The following is an 18,080-nucleotide window of genomic DNA, read 5'->3' on the forward strand; positions in this document are numbered from 1 at the left end:
CCGCTGGATCAATCCAGCGGTGTCAGGGGAGCAAAACCCAGCACCAGCCACTTTTCACCGGCATCATCAAAGTTGATCAGCAGGCGCGTACGATCTCCTTCACCTTCAGCATGCAGAATAATGCCCACCCCAAACTTCTTGTGCTCCACCCGCTGACCAATACGCAGGCTGGCTGCGGCAGCACTCTGCTGGCCGCTGACCGCACGATCCAGCGGATTACCCGCACCACCAATGCGTGCAGCAGCCGGGCGCGGCCGTAATGCCGGACTGCTCATCGGTCGACTGACTGCTGCACGCAGGCGCACCTCATGCAACAGTTCGGTCGGCAGCTCATTTAAAAAGCGTGACGGGCGGCAGAAGTTTTCACGGCCATAAATGCGACGACTTTCAGCATAGGTCAGGTACAGGGTTTTCATCGCACGGGTGATACCGACATAACAAAGGCGGCGCTCTTCCTCCAACCCATCCAGCGAGCTGTCCAGCGCCATCTGGTGCGGGAACAGGCCTTCTTCCACTCCAGCCAGAAACACCAGTGGAAACTCCAGCCCCTTGGCCGTGTGCAGGGTCATCAGCTGCACGGCATCCTGATCTTCTTCAGCCTGATTATCACCGGCATCCAGGCTGGCTTCGGTCAAGAACACTGCCAGCGCCTGACGTCCTTCCAGATTGATTTCTTCTCCGTTTTCAGCACTCAACGGCAGAATCGGCTCGTATTGCTGTACGGCAGTGATCAGCTCTTTAAGGTTTTCCACCCGTGCCTGGCCCTTTTCACCTTTTTCACGAGCATGGAAGTCCTTCAGCTCGGTCAGCTCCAGCATCACTTCCACACTTTCATGCAGGCTTAACGGCAGGGTCTGTTCATCCAGCTGTTCAACCAGTTCAATAAACACCTGCACGGTGGTGGCCGCCCGGCCTGTCAGCAGGCGTTTGCTGATCATTTCCACTGCAGCATCCCACAGGCCCAGCCCTTCATCCCGGGCATAAGCGCGCAATTTTTCCACCGTGGTGGTACCGATGCCACGCGTGGGAGTGTTGATCACCCGCTCAAAGGCGGCATCATCCTGACGATTGACCATCAACTTCAGGTAGGCCAGCGCATTCTTGATTTCCATCCGCTCGTAGAAGCGGTGACCGCCATACACCCGATAGGGCATGCCCTGGCGCAAAAAGGCTTCTTCCAGTGCCCGCGACTGGGCATTGGAGCGATAAAGTACCGCACATTCACTGCGCAGGCCGCCATCACGCACATGCTGCAGGATGATATCCACAATAAAACGGGCTTCATCCTGTTCGTTAAAAGCAGCATAAACACGTATCGGATCACCGCGACTGCCTTCGGTCCAAAGGGACTTGCCCAGACGACCACTGTTGTTGCTGATTAATGCATTGGCAGCATCCAGAATGGTGGCAGTGGAACGGTAGTTCTGTTCCAGCCGCAACAACTGGGCGCCCTTCAGATCCTGGGTGAAGTTCTGGATATTTTCGATACGGGCACCGCGCCAGCCATAAATCGACTGGTCATCATCACCCACCGCCATGATGCAACCACTGCTGCCCCGCAATAACCGCAACCAGGCATATTGCAGGTTGTTGGTGTCCTGAAACTCGTCCACCAGCAGATGAGAGAAACGCTGTTGGTAATGGCGCAGCAGCGCAGGTGTATCACGCAGCAACTCCAGCGAACGCAGCAGCAATTCAGCAAAATCCACCAGCCCCTGACGCTGACAGAGGGCTTCATAAGCCTGATAGAGTTCCAGCAGACGCCGCTCAAAATCACCACTGGGCAACACGTGGGCCGCGCGACGCCCTTCATCCTTGTGGCCATTGATGAAGGCCTGCACCTGTTTCGGCGGTGTGCTGTCGGTATCCACACCCAGTTCTTTCATCAACCGCTTGATCAGTCCCAGTTGATCATCACTGTCGAGGATCTGAAAGTGTTCCGGTAACCCGGCCTCTTTCCAGTGGGTACGCAGCAACCGGTGTGACAGACCGTGAAAGGTGCCCACCCACATACTGCGCAGACTCATGTTCAGGCTGGTTTCCAAACGCAGGCGCATTTCCTTGGCGGCTTTGTTGGTAAAGGTGACCGCCAGAATTTCATGAGGCGACAAACCCTGCTCACGCACCAGCCAGACAATACGCTGCACCAATACCCGTGTTTTACCGCTACCCGCACCAGCCAGTACCAGCAGATCCTGTGAAGGTGCAGCCACCACTTCAGCCTGAGCCGGATTAAGTCCCTGCAGCAGCGGGTGGGAGTTTGAGGTTTGCATGAGTCAGCCTGTGGGTCCTGTAGCAAGGGAAAGTAATACAAAATATTAACATAGTGCTGATGGCATGCCTGCACCAAGTCTGATATACATTCTTTATTACAAAACCTACAAGAACAATGAACAGCTGAGACCAGCATGACGCAACCCCTCCAAACCCGGAAGGCCCCGGATGGCCGTCAGGTTTTCCTGTTACTGCTTACAGCAGCCTTGCTGGCTACCCTGGCCCTCTGGTGGCTGTTATTAAAAACTTCAGCCTTATCACCCTTGCTGGCACTGCTGTTCAGCAGTCTACCTCTGGTGGCGCTGGCCTTGCTGGTGCTGCGGCTTCGGCAGGAACAACAGCAACTGGTCAGCCTGCTGGAAGAGCGTGATCAGGCACTGGAGCAGGCACAACAGCTTTATCAGCGATCCACTGGTGAACTGGGCGATCAACGCCGACGCTTCAGCCAGGCCATCGAGGCCAGTCGTCTGGGTTTATGGGACTGGGATCTGGAAACCGACTCCATTTACCACTCCCATTTCCGTGAAATTTTCGGTTATGAGGAAAATGAAATTCCTCACTTTATGGGCCACTTGCAACCACTGGTGCATCCTGACGATTACCCCCGCCTGCGCCAGACCCTGATTGAAGCCTTGAAAGGTCATACCGCACACTTTCAGTGTCGCTTTCGCATTCGTCATAAATCGGGAGAGTGGCGTTGGCTGGAAGACCACGGCGAGGTGGTGGATCGCCATGAAAAAACCGGTACGGCCCGACGCATGCTCGGCACCCGCCGGGATATTACCGAAGAGCAGGAAAAAGATGATTACCTGCAACTGGCCTGGCGTGCCTTTGAAGCTTCTGCTGAAGCCACCTACATTGTCAGCCATGACAGCCGGGTGATTTTTGTAAACCAGGCCTTTGTGGATATCACCGGTTATTCACGTCAGGACATCCTGAATCAGAACTTCTGGACCCTGCCCTGCTTTGCCGAAAGCCTGGACACCTACAAGGCCATTTCCCGCAGTCTGCGTCATGAAGGTCGCTGGGAAGGGGAGCTGCAGCAAAAACGCCAGAATGGTGAAAGCTACCCACAATGGTTAAGAGTGGTCCGGGTCACCAGTGGCTTCCGTCAGGACCCCTACACCATCGGCATCTTCTCTGACATGACACAACGCCGTGCTGTGGAAGCACGCCTGACCTACCTGGCCCAGTATGACGAACTGACTGGACTGGCCAATCGCAGCCAGTTTTATGATCGGATGCACCAGGTGATCAGCCAGGTACGCCTGACCGGTGATCCCCTGACCTTGCTGGTGTTCGACATTGATCGTTTCAAGGCCTACAACAACTCGCTGGGGCATCACGCGGGGGACCGGCTGCTGCGCCTGGTGGCCGAAAGGATTTCCGGGGTATTGCCGGATGCAGAAATCATTGCCCGCACCGGCAGTAACGAGTTTGCCGTGTTATTAAAAACAACTCAGCATCAGGGATTAATTGCAGCGACAGAACTGCAGGAACAGTTGCATCAACCCTTTTATCTGGATCACCAGGAGTTACGCCTGACACTCAGTATCGGCGTCAGCTGTTATCCCGAACACACCCATGAGCTGCAAGTGCTGGTGAATCAGGCCGATCAGGCTCGCCTGCGTTGCAAAACACTCGGTGGCAACCGTATTCAGGTGTACAACGATGAAATCCGTCAAAGCAGTCTGGAACAGTTGCGCCTGGAGCAGGATCTGCGTCGAGCACTGGAGGAGCGCAGCATCAGTGTTTATTTCCAGCCCAAACTGGAGCTGATCACCGGTGAAATCCGCGCAGCCGAAGCACTGGCGCGCTGGCATCATCCCGAACAAGGCAATATTCCACCGTCGGTATTTATTCCGCTGGCTGAGCGCACCGGCTTGATCGATCAACTGGGATTACTGGTACTGGAGCTTTCCTGTGAACAGGCGGCTCGCTGGTATCGTGAGGGTTACAACATCCAGGTCGCCGTTAATATTGCCGCACAACAGGTCGAAAGCGGCAGCCTGGTGCGTCAGGTTGATCGACTGCTGACAGAACATGAACTCCCCGCCAGGTTGCTGGAGCTGGAGCTGACCGAAAGCACCCTGATGGAAGATGCTGAAGCTGCCATCATGGAAATGCAGAGTTTGCGCAATCGGGGCGTTTCCCTGGCCATTGATGACTTTGGTACGGGTTATTCATCCCTCAGTTACCTGCAGCGTTTCCCGCTGGATGTGCTCAAGATAGATCGCAGTTTTCTGGTGTCGGATCATGGCAGCAAAAACCAGGGCACCCTGACGCGTGCCATCATTGCCCTGGGGCATGGATTGGGAATGCAGGTGGTCGCAGAAGGCGTTGAAGAAACCGAACAGCTGGAAGAGTTAAAACTGCTCGGTTGTGATTTTGCACAGGGATTTGTGATCAGCCGCCCCGTACCGGCAGCCGATTTCACACAGCTCCTGCAGAACAGAAAGTCCGATTAAAATCAGCTAATCAGGAAACCGCTGATTAATTAGCGCAGGCGGTCTGGCAGTCGCAACCCTTGCAAACTACGCTTAACAGCCTGCAGGTGCTCCACCAGTTTTGGACCGCGCAACTTGGCCACACCCACCGCCAGCACATCAATCACCACCAGATGTACAATGCGTGAGCTCATCGGTGTGTAGATTTCGGTATCTTCCGGAACATCCATAAACAAGGGCAGGGTCACCATATCTGCCAGCGGCGAACCGGATGGGCATAAACCGATGACACTGGCACCCACTTCCTTGGCCAGCTGCACACTCTGCATCAAAGCCTTGGTGCGGCCGGTCTGGGAAATGGCCACCACCACATCACCTGGTGTCAGGGTCACTGCAGACATGTTCTGCATGTGGGGGTCAGAATAGGCTGCAGTGGACATCTGCAAACGGAAAAACTTGTGCTGGGCATCCACGGCTACAGCGCCGGAAGCACCAAAGCCGTAAAACTCAACCCGATTGGCATTGGTCAACAACTGGATGGCTTCCTGCAGACGCGCAGTATCCAGCTTGTCACGCACCTGCAGCAGCACCCCAATGGTGGAGTCAAAAATACTGCGGGAAAACTCCGCCACCGTGTCGCCATCATTCATCGAGAACTGGGCAAAACTGCTGTCGGTGGCCAGCACCTGAGCCAGGCGCAATTTAAAGTCCTGAAAACCGTCACAACCCAGTGCACGACAAAAGCGCACCACGGTGGGTTCACTGACATGGGCCTCGGTAGCCAGATCCACAATTCGCATGTGAATCACTTCATTGGGATACTTCAGCACATAGTTGCCCACCTTCTGCTCGGAGCGGCGAAAGGTGTCCATGGTCTTGCGCAGATGTTCGAGGATATTGATCACGATTGGGTCAGTTCTTGTCAGCGATACATAAAGCCTATTCTACCCGCCTGAGGGCCTTGGCATGAACCCATTTTTTACCCACCGGGCAAAAAGCCACAGGTGGCTTGCAATATTGGCGTAAAAAATGCAGTGTAATTTATGTCACGCAAGACATCCGAATCTGATGTACGGCTTTTGGAGGACATCCATCATGCGCCATCATTCGTCAACCGATCAGGTTAAAGCTGACATTCTCAGTATCTTTAAAACCCTTACAGATACTGAGCGAGAAATACGCCAGCGTAACGAAGCCCGTCGCCTGCGCCAGGCACGCCAGACCATAGAGGAAAGGCGAGAGCAGAAACGCTTGCAGCAGGAGCTCAGCGACGGCTGGGATCTGGAAGAAATTCACTAAAACATAAGCGCAGGGAACTTGCAGAAAGTTGCAGGGTTTAAGACACTGACTTTTTGCCAGTATTGACCATCAACCGGGAACCCTGCCCTTGAACACCTCATCCATAATGGTGCTATTCCAGCGCCATGGTTTACTTCTCACTCTAATCGGCTCTCTGGTCATCGTTGCAGCCGCTTTTGCCTATGAAAAAATCACCGGCCTGCTGCCTTGCCATCTGTGCTGGCTACAACGCTGGGTGTTTATTGGTTTTGCTGCACTGAGCCTGTGCGGGCTGGCATTACAACGCTTCAGGCTGGTGCGCTGGCTGCTGGCACTGGTGTTTGCCCTGTTAATACTGGTCGGCAGCGGCATTGCCCTGCGCCATCTGTACATCAAACTGAACCCCCAGACCGTCAGCTGCGGCATGGATGTACAAACGCTGCTGGACTTTTTTCCGTTATGGGAAGCGGTCAGCCACATGCTGATCGGCAGCTCAGACTGTGCACAGGCCGCAGACTTTTTAGGGCTACCCTTGCCGACCTGGAGTTTGACCGGTTATCTGCTACTGGGCAGCCTGGCCATCTACAGCCTGCTGTCACGCAAAACCCAGTGAAAAGGTTGACGGATCAGTGACCAGACACCCAGGCGGTTGAGCTGACAACAAACTTCTCGATCCAGGCTTTCAAGCCTTGCGATCCAACCTGGAAAAACGTCTGACGGACTGCGTTTTGGATTCATGACCCGGCGCCTTGTTCAGACTGGTTTGTAATAACCGATAAAAACTCTCACTGATCTGCTCCCAACCCTGCCCCTGCATTCCTTGGGTGGCACGATGCCCCATTGCCAGCAGCTGCTGATCATTAACTGCCAGCGCCACACTGCGAGCCACAAACAAGATGTCGCGCTGCGTTGACTGACAAGGGATCAGGCAGCCATTTTCCTGATCCCGGATCAACTCACTGGCTGCTGCCCGATCAAAAGCAACCACCGGCAAACCGGAAGCCAGGGCTTCACCCACCACATTGCCCCAGGTCTCTGTCAGACTCGGAAATAAAAACAGATCCATGCAGGCATAGTGACGGGCCAGGGATTCACCCCTTTGATTACCCACCAGCAACACATCCGGGCAAGCCTTACGCACCTCCAGCATCCAGGGACCATCACCCACCAATAACAACCTAGCATCAGACCGCTGTGCACGAATGGCTGCAAAAGCCTGCAGCAACAATGGCAGGTTTTTTTCGGCTGCCACACGTCCGACATAACCCACCAGCAACTGCTCAGGCCGCACACCCAGTTGCTCACGCAAGTCATTACAACGTCTGGTCGGAGAAAACAAGCGGGTATCCACCCCTCGGCCCAGCACCTGCACCCGCTGATAACCTTCTGCCTGCAATAGTTGTTGCTGTTGTCGGCAGGGCGTTAAGGTCAGGTTGGACGCATTGTGGAACCAGCGTAAATAACGCCGCGCCAAGCCCTTTAACCATCCCAGCCGATAGTGCTGCAGATACTGCTCAAAATTGGTGTGGTAACCACTGATGACAGGGATGCCATGACGCCTTGCATAAGACAGCGCATGCCAACCCAAAGGACCTTCAGTTGCAATATAAAATGCATCCGGTGGTGTCAGTTGCCACTGCTGCAACACCCGCTCCGGCAAGCGCCAGCCAAAACGCAGCTGCGGGTAACCCGGCAAGGAATGTCCGGCAGCCTGCCAATATTGCAATCGCTCTGCAGCAACACCGGCACCGTGGCCGGGGCATACCAGATCCACCTGCACGCCATGGCGCAGCACACCACGACTCAAGTGGTCGAGTGTCAAAGCAACTCCGTTTACATCGGGAACAAAGGTTTCGGTTACCAGGGCCAGGCGCATGGCGTCACATCATCCATCAACAGGAAACATCCATGCAGACTGTCAGCCCTGTATGACATTTCTGAGGCGAGGTGTTGAAGCTTGTGTGACGTCATCCGGGTGTCACGCTTTTGCCATGCTGGCGTCATGACAGGAGCCTAGCCTGCGGCAAACAACGGAGGTGCACCATGATTGATGTTGAACAACTGACTCGTAACAAATACCCGGCTCTGGATCGCAAACCTGCCATCATTCGCCAACCGCTGCTCTCCCTGCTGAAAAACCTGTTCCACGAAAGTGAAATCAACCGTTTTCTGGATGCTCATGGTCAACTGGGCCCTTTTGAATTTGTGGATCGGGTGTTGGAGCACTTCCAGTTCAGCTACCTGGTTTCAGCAAGGGACAAGGAACGTATCCCTGCTGAAGGGCGGGTGGTGATTGTGGCCAATCATCCGCTGGGCACTCTGGATGGCCTGGTGTTACTGAAACTGATTGGCGAGGTTCGCCCTGATGTGCGAATAGTGACCAACGATCTGTTGTGGCAGTTTGAGCCACTACGCCCACTGTTGCTGCCGGTGGATATTCTCGGCCAGAAAAGTTACCGCCAGTCACTGCAACAGGTGACTGAAGCCCTGATGCAGGAGCAGGCAGTGATCGTGTTTCCAGCCGGGGAAGTTTCCCGCATCACACCAACCGGCATACGTGATAGTGAGTGGCACAAGGGATTTATGCACTTTGCCCGCAAAACCAACAGCCCCTTGTTACCCATCCATTTAGGTTGCCACAACTCGGCACTGTTTTATTCACTGTCCCTGCTGTATCGCCCCTTGGGTGGCTTGATGCTGGTGAAGGAAATGTTCCGTCAGCAAGCCAGGGATTTGCCGGTCAGAATTGGCGACCTGATTCCACTGGAAAGTTTTGACCAACCCGGGCTGCCATTAAAAACCTGCATCCGCCTGTTAAAAAAGCAGGTGTATCGACTGCCCACCCATAAAAAGTCGCTGTTTGCGACCGCACGCGCCATCGCCCGCCCGGAGCCACCGCTGAAATTACGTGAGGAGTTACAGCAGGCAGAGTACCTGGGACGCACCGCCGATGGTTACACCATTCATCTGGCCCACTACCGTAAAGATTCAGCGCTGCTGCGTGAAATTGGTCGCTTGAGAGAGCTGACTTTCCGTCGAGCCGGTGAAGGTACCGGTGAAAAACGTGATCTGGACAGGCATGATCGGGATTACCGGCAACTGGTGTTATGGAGTGAAGAAAACCTGGAAATTGTTGGTGCATACCGCCTGGCAGAATGCGGACCCTTATTACAGCAGAAAGGGCTGGAATCCTTGTATTCCGCCAGCCTGTTTAACCATCAGCCAGAACTCTTGCCAAAACTGGCCGAGGCCGTTGAATTGGGTCGCAGCTTTGTGCAGCCTCGCTACTGGGGCAAACGCAGCCTTGATTACCTCTGGCAAGGCATTGGTGCCTATCTGCGCAGTCGCCCTCACATCCGCTGGATGCTGGGACCGGTCTCCATCTCCAATGCCCTGCCACCCGCAGCGCGGGATTTACTGGTGATTTTCTACCGTTATTATTATGGCCAGACCAGTCATCTGGCATCAGCCAAGGCACCTTATCTGGTCAGTGATGCTGGTCGTACCGAGGCGATGGAGCTGTTTGGTTTCAAATGCGCCCGCACAGACTTCATGGCACTGAAACAACGCCTGGCCTGTTATGGTGTCACCGTGCCAACCCTTTACAAACACTACACCGAACTCTGCGAGCCAGGTGGTGTGCACTTCCTGGACTTCAGTGTGGATGCAGCGTTTAACTACTGCATTGACGGACTGGTGCTGGTTGAAGTGGATCAGATCAAACAGAAAAAACGCGATCGTTACCTGACCGCGCTGTGAAACGGCTAGAGATCCAGCAACAACACACCACCCTCAGCCCTCGAAATACAAGGCAACATCCAACCCTCATCGCGATCATCCTGGGGCAGGAGTTGATCGCGGTGATCCACCTCACCTTCCAGCACCTTGACCCGACAGGCACCACACATGCCTTTCGGGCAATTGCGCGGCAGGTGAATACCCTGCTGCGCCAATACATCCCAAAGCGTCATGGAAGGTGGTACTTCCAGCTCCAGCCCTGAAAGCTGCAACTTCACTCTGAACGAAGGATTGGTTAACAACTCGGGGGCAGTATCAAAATGTTCTCGGTGAATACAAGCGGTCGGCAAATGTTCAGCAGCCTGCTGTTCAACCCAGTCCATGAACCCTGCCGGACCACAAACATACAGATGGGTATTTTCCGGTGCTGCAGCACAGGTTGCTGCCAGATTCAAAGGTGACAGGCCTGGATCATCATCCAGATGCAGGTGAAAAAAAGGCGCTAAAGGTGAGTTCAGAATCTGGCTGGCAAAAGGAGCACGATCCGCACTGCGACTGCACAAATGCAGCTCAAAGGAGCGGCCCAGCGCCAACAGGCGCCAGGCCATGGTCAGCATGGGTGTGATGCCAATGCCACCGCCAATCAACAGGCTGTGGGATGCATCCTCCCGCAGGGGAAAAACATTACGCGGCTCACCAATGCGCAACAGCATGCCTTTTTGTAACTGGTCATGCAGTGCACGGGATACACCACGGCTATTCGGCGCTTTTAATACCCCCAGCAGGTAACGATGGCTTTCAGCCGGATCATTGGCCAGTGAATACTGACGCACCTGCCCACCCCCCAGATGCACATCAATATGAGCCCCAGCGGTGAAAGGGGGCAAGAGCTCATCTTCCGCCGCCAGTTCAATGGCAACAGTATCGGTTGCAATGGGATATTTGTCGGTCACGCGAACCAGCAGTTGTCGGGCCATGCTGCACCTGTCTGTTTTCAGAGGATGCAGTCATTCAAGCGAAATGTGTGCCAGTCCTTAACAATCAGAAAAACGCTTTTTAATCATGCCATTACATCAAGAAAGCAACGGAGCCACTTGTGCCTTTGCAACATTTTGTCGGTTTCTGATCATGATTCACCGCCAATAAAGCTCTTCCAGAATCACCGCCGGTACCGGGGCGTGCAACCAGCTACCCTGGAGATTTTTTTTGCGTATCGCCTGTTGAGGCTTGATGTGCAGAAACACCTGGGCCGCATCTTCGGCCAGCAGCTTCTGGGCCTGTTGCAACAACTGGTTGCGCTGCTGCTCATCCACAGCCTGCTCTATTTTCTGCCAAAGCTGGTTAAATGCCGGGTTCCGGTAATTAAAGTAATAATCATCCCGGGCATAAATATCCATATCAAAAGGCTCAACATGGGCAATCACTGTCAGATCATAATCCCTTTGAAGAAATACCTGTTCCAGCCAGGTTGACCAGTCCATTCTGATCAATTCAATGTCTATCCCTACCTGCTCCAGGGCATCCGCCAGCAACAGACTGCTTTCTCTGGCATACAAGGGTGGTGGCACCATCATGCGCAGTTGCAAACCTTCGGCATAGCCCGCCTGCTGTAACAGGACACGGGCTTGTTGTCGATCATGAGGATACAGATCACTCAGGTCGACATAGGCAGGGTGCCGGGGTGAAAAGTGACTGCCAATTAACGGTGGACTGGTCTGCGGGTAAATGGATAACAGCGCCTGGCGATCCACGGCATGAGTCAAGGCACGTCTGACCCTCACATCTTGCAAAGCCGGATGTGCGTGATTTAACACCAGCAACACCTGCCCCTCACTCAGACCATCCTGCATCACATAGTCCGTCCGTTCCGATAACTGCACGTTGGCGGACAGCGCACTGACATTGGGATAAAGATCGATACGGCCTTCCAGCAATCCGGCTTCCAGTTCCAATCGATTGGAGGTGAAGGTGAAGAGTGCGTCATGAATACTCGGTAAAACGCCCCAGTAATTACGAAATACACTAACCCTTAATCCGACCTCATCCCAGGATACAAAGTGATAAGGCCCAGTTCCTACCGGGTGCTGATGATTCTGTGCAGCGGTTTCAGGGTGTACCATCACGGCGGCTGACAGACCCAAACGAAAAGGCAGCAGGCCATCCGGATGGTGCAAGTGCAGCCTCAGGCGTGAAGCATTGATACTTTCCACTTCACGAATACTGCCAAACAGGTGGCGCTGCGGGTTACCTGCGGCAGGGTCCAGCATACGCCGGATACTCCAGGCAGCCACTTCAGCATTAAAACTGCGCAGATCATGGAATACCACCCCTGGCTGCAGCTCAAAGGTCCAGCTCAGCCCATCCTCAGCAACCTGCCAACGATGCGCCAGATTGGGTTGCACCTGCCCATCCCGGTCTATCCGGGTGAGTCCCTGAAAGATATTGTTGTAGGTGGCCTCAGCCAGGGTTGCAGCGGGGGTGCGGGTCGGGTCCAGGTGAGGTGGACGCAGATGCAGCTCGACTCGTAATGGCTCTGCCATCAATTCAACGGACAGCAACAAACACCATAACAGCAATAAAACGCCCCTGTTCATGCTTGCCCCTCCTGGCATTCAGCCATTGCTGCAACCACACGATTACGACCACTTGCTTTGGCCTGATAAAGGGCCTGGTCAGCCCGCTTCATGCAACCACTCAGATCACCAACACCACAGGCGGCCACACCAAAACTGGCCGTGATGGTCAGCAGCTGGCCACCCAATTCAAAAGGCAGCCGTTCAATTTGCTGACGCACCTGCTCCAGATGCCTGACAACACCATCCAGCGGTGTATCGGGAAACAACATCGCAAACTCTTCACCACCATAACGGGCCAACAGCACCTGATCTGGCAAAGCTTCCTGAAGGCGGCTGGCAAAACCAATGATCACCTGATCACCGGCATCATGGCCAAAACGATCATTCACCTGCTTGAAGTGGTCAATATCCACCATCACGGCACAGACCTGATGTTTACCAACATCCCTTTCCAGACGCTCCAGATCCCGCTCAAACTGATGGCGGTTCGACAGGCGTGTCAGGGCATCATGGGTGGCCATAAACTCCAGCTCACGGTTCATCGACAGGATGCGCGCTTCATGCAGGTTGATCTTGTCGACATAACGCTGAATTGACTGGGCCATCCAGGTGATTTCATCACGCCCACCCACCGGAATGTCGGCGGGCAACAAACGATCCTGACTGAGGGCTTTTTGCAACGCCACCACCCGGCGCACCACGGAGCGGTTGATATAAAAAACCGTGGTCAGCATCAGCAACAGCGCGATGACCGCCGCCACCAGCAAAAGGCCTTCGCGGGTGGCAATGGCACTGTTAACCTGCTGTACCGAGTCCTGTATTTCCGAGCGAATGGCACTGACATGAAAACCCACTGCCACACTCAACTCTGTAGCCAGTCGGCGGTTTTCCCGTAATAACTCACCAATTTCTGCTTCAATCAGCTGCAGTGACTGAAGCCGATCCGGATCTGAAGATTCACCATGAAACACATCAGCACGCAAATTGATTCGCTGTGCAACCAGTTGGTCAACCTTGGTCAGATTATCAATCAGTTGATCACGAACCTGATAAATACGTGCAAAGGCTTCACCACCATCCAGATTTGATTCCAGCTCCGCCACCATCCGCCCGATCCACTCCTTGCGATCAGCAATTTCAAACATCGCACGACGGCGATTAAAATGATTTTCTGCCTGCAGCAAGAGCGCACTGCTACCCATCAGGCCTTCGGTCTGCTGCACCAGGCGAGTCGCAGTCAACAGGGTGTTGATCTGCTGTTGGGACAGGTGGGTGATGGTGTTGCGGTACTGGGAGAAAGAAAAGAGCGCCAGCAAAATGGCAGCCAGACTCACTGCTGTGGTCAACAGTGTCAGCAACAGGGTTCTACCAGTCAGGCCTGGGCTTTTCCTCATTCCATTAAGTCTCTTTTACTGACTTGCCCTGGTGCCGGAGCACAAGAGGCTGTGTTTTGTTTTTATTGTATTTTCACTGAATCAAATAACCATAGCAGAAATCTGTGATTCTCAACCAAATGTTTAGTCTTGTAGCGTTTAGCTTAAACCAGAACGGCCAACCCCCTGTCAGATTTGATTGACAGAGGGTTGCATCCGACCAGATAAATGGACTGTTCACTGCGGTGTGAAGGTACGCGCTCTCAGCACTTCAGGTTTCAGGATGGGTTTTTCACCCGTGTTGCGATGATCACCCAGAAGGCGCCCCTGCTGTTCCGTGCCATAAAAGCCGTGTTTGTGAAAAGATTCCAGATAACGTGCACGTGTCGCTCTGACATCACCTTCATAACGTGGGTCCTGCGGTCTTTCATGACTGTTGATGTATACCGCAATATCCCAGGCATCCTGCACACTCATGGTATAAGGCTGCCCCAGCGGCATATTGTGGTGAATGAATCCCGCCAGGGTGAAGTTGCGAATGATTCCGGCCCCCCAGTTATAAGACAGGTCACCCCAGACGGCCGGAAAATGAGTCTCACCCTTGACCCGCATGCCACTGCCATCACTGCTGTGGCAAATGGCACAGTTATTTTCATAAAGTGCATGCCCCCGCTCATGGGAAGGCTCCTGCGACGGCTGGTCTATCGGATAACCACGACCATAATAGTCACCCAACTGATAAATCGGCACCCCCTTGGCCAGCCACTGGTGATAAGCAGCCAGCGCCACCATGTCATCACTGCCGTACTCTGGCGGAATGCCATTCATGGAGTAGCTGAAACAACCGGCAATACGCTCTTCCAGATTATTGACATGGTCATTTTTGGGGCGGTAATTGGGTAGTACAACCGCTGCAGGCCATACCGGTGAAGCAAAAGGCATCCTTCCTTCACCCATGTGGCAGGAACTGCAGTTCATATCATTAAAAACGTTTTTGCCACGCAGTTGCTGAGTATTCATGAACAGGTCATGACCACGGCGAATCACCCGCTTCAACTCAGGGTGCATGCGAGCTGCTTCCAGATCATCCATGGTGGGTGGTGTATGCAGCAGCTGGCCTTCTCTGGGCTGCGGCGGGTTAACCGGGAAACGCAGTTGCTGCTCAGCCTGTACCGGCAGAATCACGCAGCTGGCCAGCATGCCGACCAGCAGCCATTGGAATCGATTGGTTTTCATGGCGCTTCTCCGTTTATTGGGCAGGCAAGGTGGATAACCAGGCAGCCACTGCCCGGATATCCTGCTCAGTCATGCGCTCGGCAATGGCCAGCATCAGGTGCTGCGGATCGTTGTCGCGCTTGCCCTGCTTCCAGTCCAGCAGTTGCCGTTCAATGTATCCGGCATGTTGACCGGCAATCCCGGGGAAGTTGGAACCGGCACCCTGGCTGGCCGGGCCATGGCAACTGCCACAAGGAACGATGTAGCGCTCCCAGTCACCCTGTTCAACCAGTCGCTGTCCCAGTTTCAGCAAATCAGCTGCGGCATCCTTGCCACCCTGGCCGGGTGTAGCGGGCAGTTGACTGTAATAAACAGAGACATCCTTCAACTGCTGATCGGTGAGCATGGCAGCAAAAGGCATCATGCTGGCGTTGGTGCGACGACCTTCACGAAAGTCGACCAGTTGTCGATACATGTATCCGGCATCCATTGCCGCCAGACGCGGCCAGGATTCACCGCCGGGGATGTGCATACCACTGCCATCGGCCTGATGACAGGCAGCACAAACCGCTGCTGCAGTCCTGCCTCGTTCAGCATCGCCTTCGATGCCGGCAAACAGTGGCATGCTGAGCAGCAGGCTCATCATCAATAAAGTTTTTCTTGGGGTTTTCATAGGCTGTCCCTTCTTCCTTTTTCTGCTGAATGCAGACAGGAGCAACCTTAATGTTTGCAAGGTATTCGCGGTATCAGCAGTATCCTCACACCACTAAAGGATTTCCCTACCCGTTCGCACCAGCAGATGGATCAGCTCAGGCACCGAGGTAACAGAAAGCTTTTTCATCAGGTTGTGGCGATGCACATCAACTGTTTTTGGGCTGATGCCCAGATGGTCAGCAATCAGCTTGGCCGGGAGCCCCTGCACCAGGCACTCCATGACCTCCTGCTCTCTGGATGTGAGGGTTGCCAGCTGCTGTTTGCTGTGCTGTTGCTGATGCAACTGCTTCAGTCGGGTTTGATGCAGCGCCACGGCTTGCTGAAGTGCATCAATCAGATGCTGGTCATTAAAGGGTTTTTCAAAAAAGTCACAGGCACCATCCTTCATGGCTTTCACCGCCATCCCCACATCAGCATGGCCACTCATCAGAATCACTGGTGGTGCTGCCGGATCCTGCTGCAGGGTACGCTGCAACTCCAGTCCACTCTGACCCGGCATGCGCACATCCAGCAAAACACATCCCGGCTGGCCACTTTGCCACTGAGCCAGAAAGTCCGCTCCATCACTGCACAGGCAGACGGTCAGACCCACAGTGCCCAGTAACCAGGCCAGGGACTCCCTGACCTGCTGATCATCATCCACAATCCAGACCTTTGCTGCAGTGGCATCAGTCATTTTTGTGCTCCCCATCCTCTCGCTTCATCCCGGCGAATGCATCCGCAGGCCACTGAATCCTTGCGCAGCAGCCTTCCATCTCACGGTTAAACAGAAACAACTGGCCACCCATCTGCTCGATCAGGTTAAGACAGAGGCTCAAACCCAGTCCCATGCCACTCGCCTTGGTGGTGAAAAAAGGCTCAAACAGTCGCTGTTGCACTTCCATGTTCAGCCCTTCTCCATGGTCTTCAACATCCAGTTGAATATTGCCTTCAGCCGTCAGGCGACTGCTGAGCAGCAAGGTTCGCCGGGCAGCAGTCAACTGAGTCATGGCATCCACCGCATTGGCTAACAGATTGATCAGCACCTGCAAAAGCTCAACGCGGCTAACCTGTATCAGGGGCAGCGCACCACACAACTGCCAATCAACCTTTACCTCGGTCTGACGCAGGCGACCTTCCATGAGTTCGATGGCTTCACAAAACACCTGATCCGGATCCAGCCACTCGGATTGCGGGACTTCCTTGCGTAAAAACCCTCGCAGATGACGAATGATTTCTGCTGCCCGCTCACCCTGGGCAGCCATGTGCCGTGCAGCATCATGCAGCTGCTGCTGAATGGCGTCTGCAGGCAGCTTTTGCAACAAGCGCTGACTGCCTTGTGCATAATTCACTATGGCTGTCAGCGGCTGGTTCAGCTCATGTGCCAGACCGGTCGCCAACTCACCCATCAACGAAAAGCGGGAAAGGTGGGTCAGCTCCTGCTGACGCTCCCGGGATTGCTGCATGGCCAGCTGCAACTCGGCAGTCCGCCGGCGAATCAACACCTGCACCCGCAGATAATGTGCCAAACCGGCAACAAACAATATCACCAGGAACAACAGGAAATAGCGGTAGGTATGGATCAGCGCCAACAATGAATGACCTGAAAACCCGGCATAAGGGCCAAGACGCAGGCGTGCAAACAGAGTATGAACAGGCTGGTAAGACAAGGGCGCTGACCATTCCGGCAAACCCTGTTCGGAATGGGTCTGCAAGAGCGCCACCACCACTTGCCGTAAAAGGTCCGGTGGCTGGATACCAACACTCAGAAACGGCCAGTCAGGATAAAGATCGCTGGACAGCTGGCAAGGGTAGCCATCAACCTTTTGCGGCTCCAGCACCCGCCACCAGTCAGCATCCAGACGCCCTTCAGCTATCAGTGTTTCCGGCAGGCAACTGCGCAGTACCACTGCATCCACTTCACCGGATTGCAGCAAGAGCAACAGCTGTTCCATCGGGTAACCGGTGAATAACCACTCACCAATATGCTGCTCGGCATTCAGGCCCCGCTGCTCCAGCTGGTCACGAATCAGTTGATAACCACCAAAAGCCTGAGGAGAAACTGCAGCCACTCGTCGCTGCCTTAAATCCTGCCATCCATGGATGGCAGCATCCCGGCGAACCAGCACCACCGACCCGACAGCCTGGTGGGGAGGATCAAACAAGGGGTTGAGCAGAGTGGCAAGAGGAGCCAGGGGATAATCACGACTGAGTTCAACATAATGACCGGGGTTGGTGATCACAAAATCCAGCTGCCCAACTGCCAGTGCCTGCTGCAAGGCAGACAGATCCAGCATTTGCAGGTGCAACTGATAACCCGACAACCCCTGCTGCAAAGCGTCCAGGGTCGGCTGCCAGGACTCCAGTCCATCAGGTGCATCTCGCCAATCCAGCACACCCAGATACAAATCCCTGGCCTGCAACCCAACAGATAACAACAACAGCATCAAGGCAACCAGACCAACCGAAGTCCGTTTCATGCTTCT

At 54.3% G+C, this 18,080-nt stretch carries 14 protein-coding genes; 4 read left to right on the plus strand and 10 right to left on the minus strand.

What is annotated here, in order from left to right; all coding sequences use genetic code 11:
• Positions 1-8: 8 nt before the first annotated feature.
• Positions 9-2,273, minus strand: coding sequence for a DNA helicase II (uvrD, locus tag BT114_RS10420; protein WP_072326411.1), 2,265 nt, complete (start codon positions 2,271-2,273; stop codon positions 9-11).
• 135 nt (positions 2,274-2,408) lie between these two features.
• Here uvrD and BT114_RS10425 point away from each other — a divergent pair, with 135 nt between their 5' ends.
• On the plus strand, positions 2,409-4,742 hold the full coding sequence (locus tag BT114_RS10425; RefSeq protein WP_072326412.1) for a putative bifunctional diguanylate cyclase/phosphodiesterase: 2,334 nt from the start codon (positions 2,409-2,411) through the stop codon (positions 4,740-4,742).
• Between the two features lie 29 nt (positions 4,743-4,771).
• On the opposite strand, the gene hexR is transcribed toward BT114_RS10425, so the two are convergent.
• Positions 4,772-5,626, minus strand: coding sequence for a transcriptional regulator HexR (gene hexR / locus BT114_RS10430; protein ID WP_425434787.1), 855 nt, complete (start codon positions 5,624-5,626; stop codon positions 4,772-4,774).
• A 190-nt stretch (positions 5,627-5,816) separates the two neighbouring features.
• Here hexR and BT114_RS10435 point away from each other — a divergent pair, with 190 nt between their 5' ends.
• Together BT114_RS10435 and BT114_RS10440 are read left to right on the plus strand one after the other, a co-directional pair.
• The gene (locus BT114_RS10435; RefSeq protein WP_072326414.1) at positions 5,817-6,020 is read left to right on the plus strand and encodes a PA3496 family putative envelope integrity protein; all 204 of its coding nucleotides are present in this window, start codon (positions 5,817-5,819) and stop codon (positions 6,018-6,020) included.
• Positions 6,021-6,108: 88 nt separating this feature from the next.
• Positions 6,109-6,612 carry a disulfide bond formation protein B gene (locus BT114_RS10440; protein WP_143142820.1) on the plus strand — a complete coding sequence of 168 codons (504 nt, stop codon included), beginning with the start codon at positions 6,109-6,111 and terminating at the stop codon, positions 6,610-6,612.
• 69 nt (positions 6,613-6,681) lie between these two features.
• Here the strand turns inward: BT114_RS10440 and BT114_RS10445 are convergent, their stop codons facing one another.
• Positions 6,682-7,875: a glycosyltransferase family 4 protein gene (locus tag BT114_RS10445; RefSeq protein WP_072326416.1), complete on the minus strand. Its 1,194-nt coding sequence runs from the start codon at positions 7,873-7,875 to the stop codon at positions 6,682-6,684.
• Between the two features lie 167 nt (positions 7,876-8,042).
• Between BT114_RS10445 and olsF the strand changes: the two genes are divergently transcribed.
• The gene (gene olsF, locus BT114_RS10450) at positions 8,043-9,758 is read left to right on the plus strand and encodes a bifunctional ornithine lipid synthase OlsF (protein WP_072326417.1); all 1,716 of its coding nucleotides are present in this window, start codon (positions 8,043-8,045) and stop codon (positions 9,756-9,758) included.
• Between the two features lie 5 nt (positions 9,759-9,763).
• On the opposite strand, the gene BT114_RS10455 is transcribed toward olsF, so the two are convergent.
• The 7 genes from BT114_RS10455 to BT114_RS10485 form a co-directional block, all read right to left on the minus strand.
• Positions 9,764-10,714 (minus strand): PDR/VanB family oxidoreductase, encoded by a 951-nt coding sequence (locus BT114_RS10455; protein WP_072326418.1) that lies wholly within the window; start codon positions 10,712-10,714, stop codon positions 9,764-9,766.
• A gap of 156 nt (positions 10,715-10,870) precedes the next feature.
• Positions 10,871-12,331, minus strand: a complete 1,461-nt coding sequence (locus BT114_RS10460) for an ABC transporter substrate-binding protein (RefSeq protein ID WP_245770431.1) — start codon at positions 12,329-12,331, stop codon at positions 10,871-10,873.
• Positions 12,328-13,707 (minus strand): GGDEF domain-containing protein, encoded by a 1,380-nt coding sequence (locus BT114_RS10465; RefSeq protein ID WP_072326420.1) that lies wholly within the window; start codon positions 13,705-13,707, stop codon positions 12,328-12,330. The genes BT114_RS10460 and BT114_RS10465 overlap by 4 nt, the downstream gene beginning before the upstream one ends.
• Before the next feature lie 216 nt (positions 13,708-13,923).
• Positions 13,924-14,922: a c-type cytochrome gene (locus BT114_RS10470; RefSeq protein ID WP_072326421.1), complete on the minus strand. Its 999-nt coding sequence runs from the start codon at positions 14,920-14,922 to the stop codon at positions 13,924-13,926.
• Positions 14,923-14,935: 13 nt separating this feature from the next.
• On the minus strand, positions 14,936-15,574 hold the full coding sequence (locus BT114_RS10475) for a c-type cytochrome (protein ID WP_143142821.1): 639 nt from the start codon (positions 15,572-15,574) through the stop codon (positions 14,936-14,938).
• Positions 15,575-15,667: 93 nt separating this feature from the next.
• Complete coding sequence (locus BT114_RS10480) at positions 15,668-16,291, minus strand: response regulator transcription factor (protein ID WP_072326422.1); 624 nt, start codon at positions 16,289-16,291, stop codon at positions 15,668-15,670.
• Positions 16,284-18,074, minus strand: coding sequence for a sensor histidine kinase (locus BT114_RS10485; protein WP_072326423.1), 1,791 nt, complete (start codon positions 18,072-18,074; stop codon positions 16,284-16,286). Before BT114_RS10485 ends, BT114_RS10480 begins: the two co-directional genes overlap by 8 nt.
• Between the last annotated feature and the right edge of the window lie 6 nt (positions 18,075-18,080).

This window comes from Marinospirillum alkaliphilum DSM 21637 (assembly GCF_900119735.1).
Taxonomy (GTDB): Bacteria; Pseudomonadota; Gammaproteobacteria; order Pseudomonadales; family Halomonadaceae; genus Marinospirillum; species Marinospirillum alkaliphilum.

Excerpts from the sequence above, each read along its gene's own strand:
- uvrD (WP_072326411.1), bottom strand. The coding sequence starts at position 2,273 with ATGCAAACCTCAAACTCCCACCCGCTGCTGCAGGGACTTAATCCGGCT.
- BT114_RS10425 (WP_072326412.1), top strand. The coding sequence starts at position 2,409 with ATGACGCAACCCCTCCAAACCCGGAAGGCCCCGGATGGCCGTCAGGTT.
- BT114_RS10435 (WP_072326414.1), top strand. The coding sequence starts at position 5,817 with ATGCGCCATCATTCGTCAACCGATCAGGTTAAAGCTGACATTCTCAGT.
- BT114_RS10445 (WP_072326416.1), bottom strand. The coding sequence starts at position 7,875 with ATGCGCCTGGCCCTGGTAACCGAAACCTTTGTTCCCGATGTAAACGGA.
- olsF (WP_072326417.1), top strand. The coding sequence starts at position 8,043 with ATGATTGATGTTGAACAACTGACTCGTAACAAATACCCGGCTCTGGAT.
- BT114_RS10455 (WP_072326418.1), bottom strand. The coding sequence starts at position 10,714 with ATGGCCCGACAACTGCTGGTTCGCGTGACCGACAAATATCCCATTGCA.
- BT114_RS10460 (WP_245770431.1), bottom strand. The coding sequence starts at position 12,331 with ATGAACAGGGGCGTTTTATTGCTGTTATGGTGTTTGTTGCTGTCCGTT.
- BT114_RS10465 (WP_072326420.1), bottom strand. The coding sequence starts at position 13,707 with ATGAGGAAAAGCCCAGGCCTGACTGGTAGAACCCTGTTGCTGACACTG.
- BT114_RS10470 (WP_072326421.1), bottom strand. The coding sequence starts at position 14,922 with ATGAAAACCAATCGATTCCAATGGCTGCTGGTCGGCATGCTGGCCAGC.
- BT114_RS10475 (WP_143142821.1), bottom strand. The coding sequence starts at position 15,574 with ATGAAAACCCCAAGAAAAACTTTATTGATGATGAGCCTGCTGCTCAGC.
- BT114_RS10480 (WP_072326422.1), bottom strand. The coding sequence starts at position 16,291 with ATGACTGATGCCACTGCAGCAAAGGTCTGGATTGTGGATGATGATCAG.
- BT114_RS10485 (WP_072326423.1), bottom strand. The coding sequence starts at position 18,074 with ATGAAACGGACTTCGGTTGGTCTGGTTGCCTTGATGCTGTTGTTGTTA.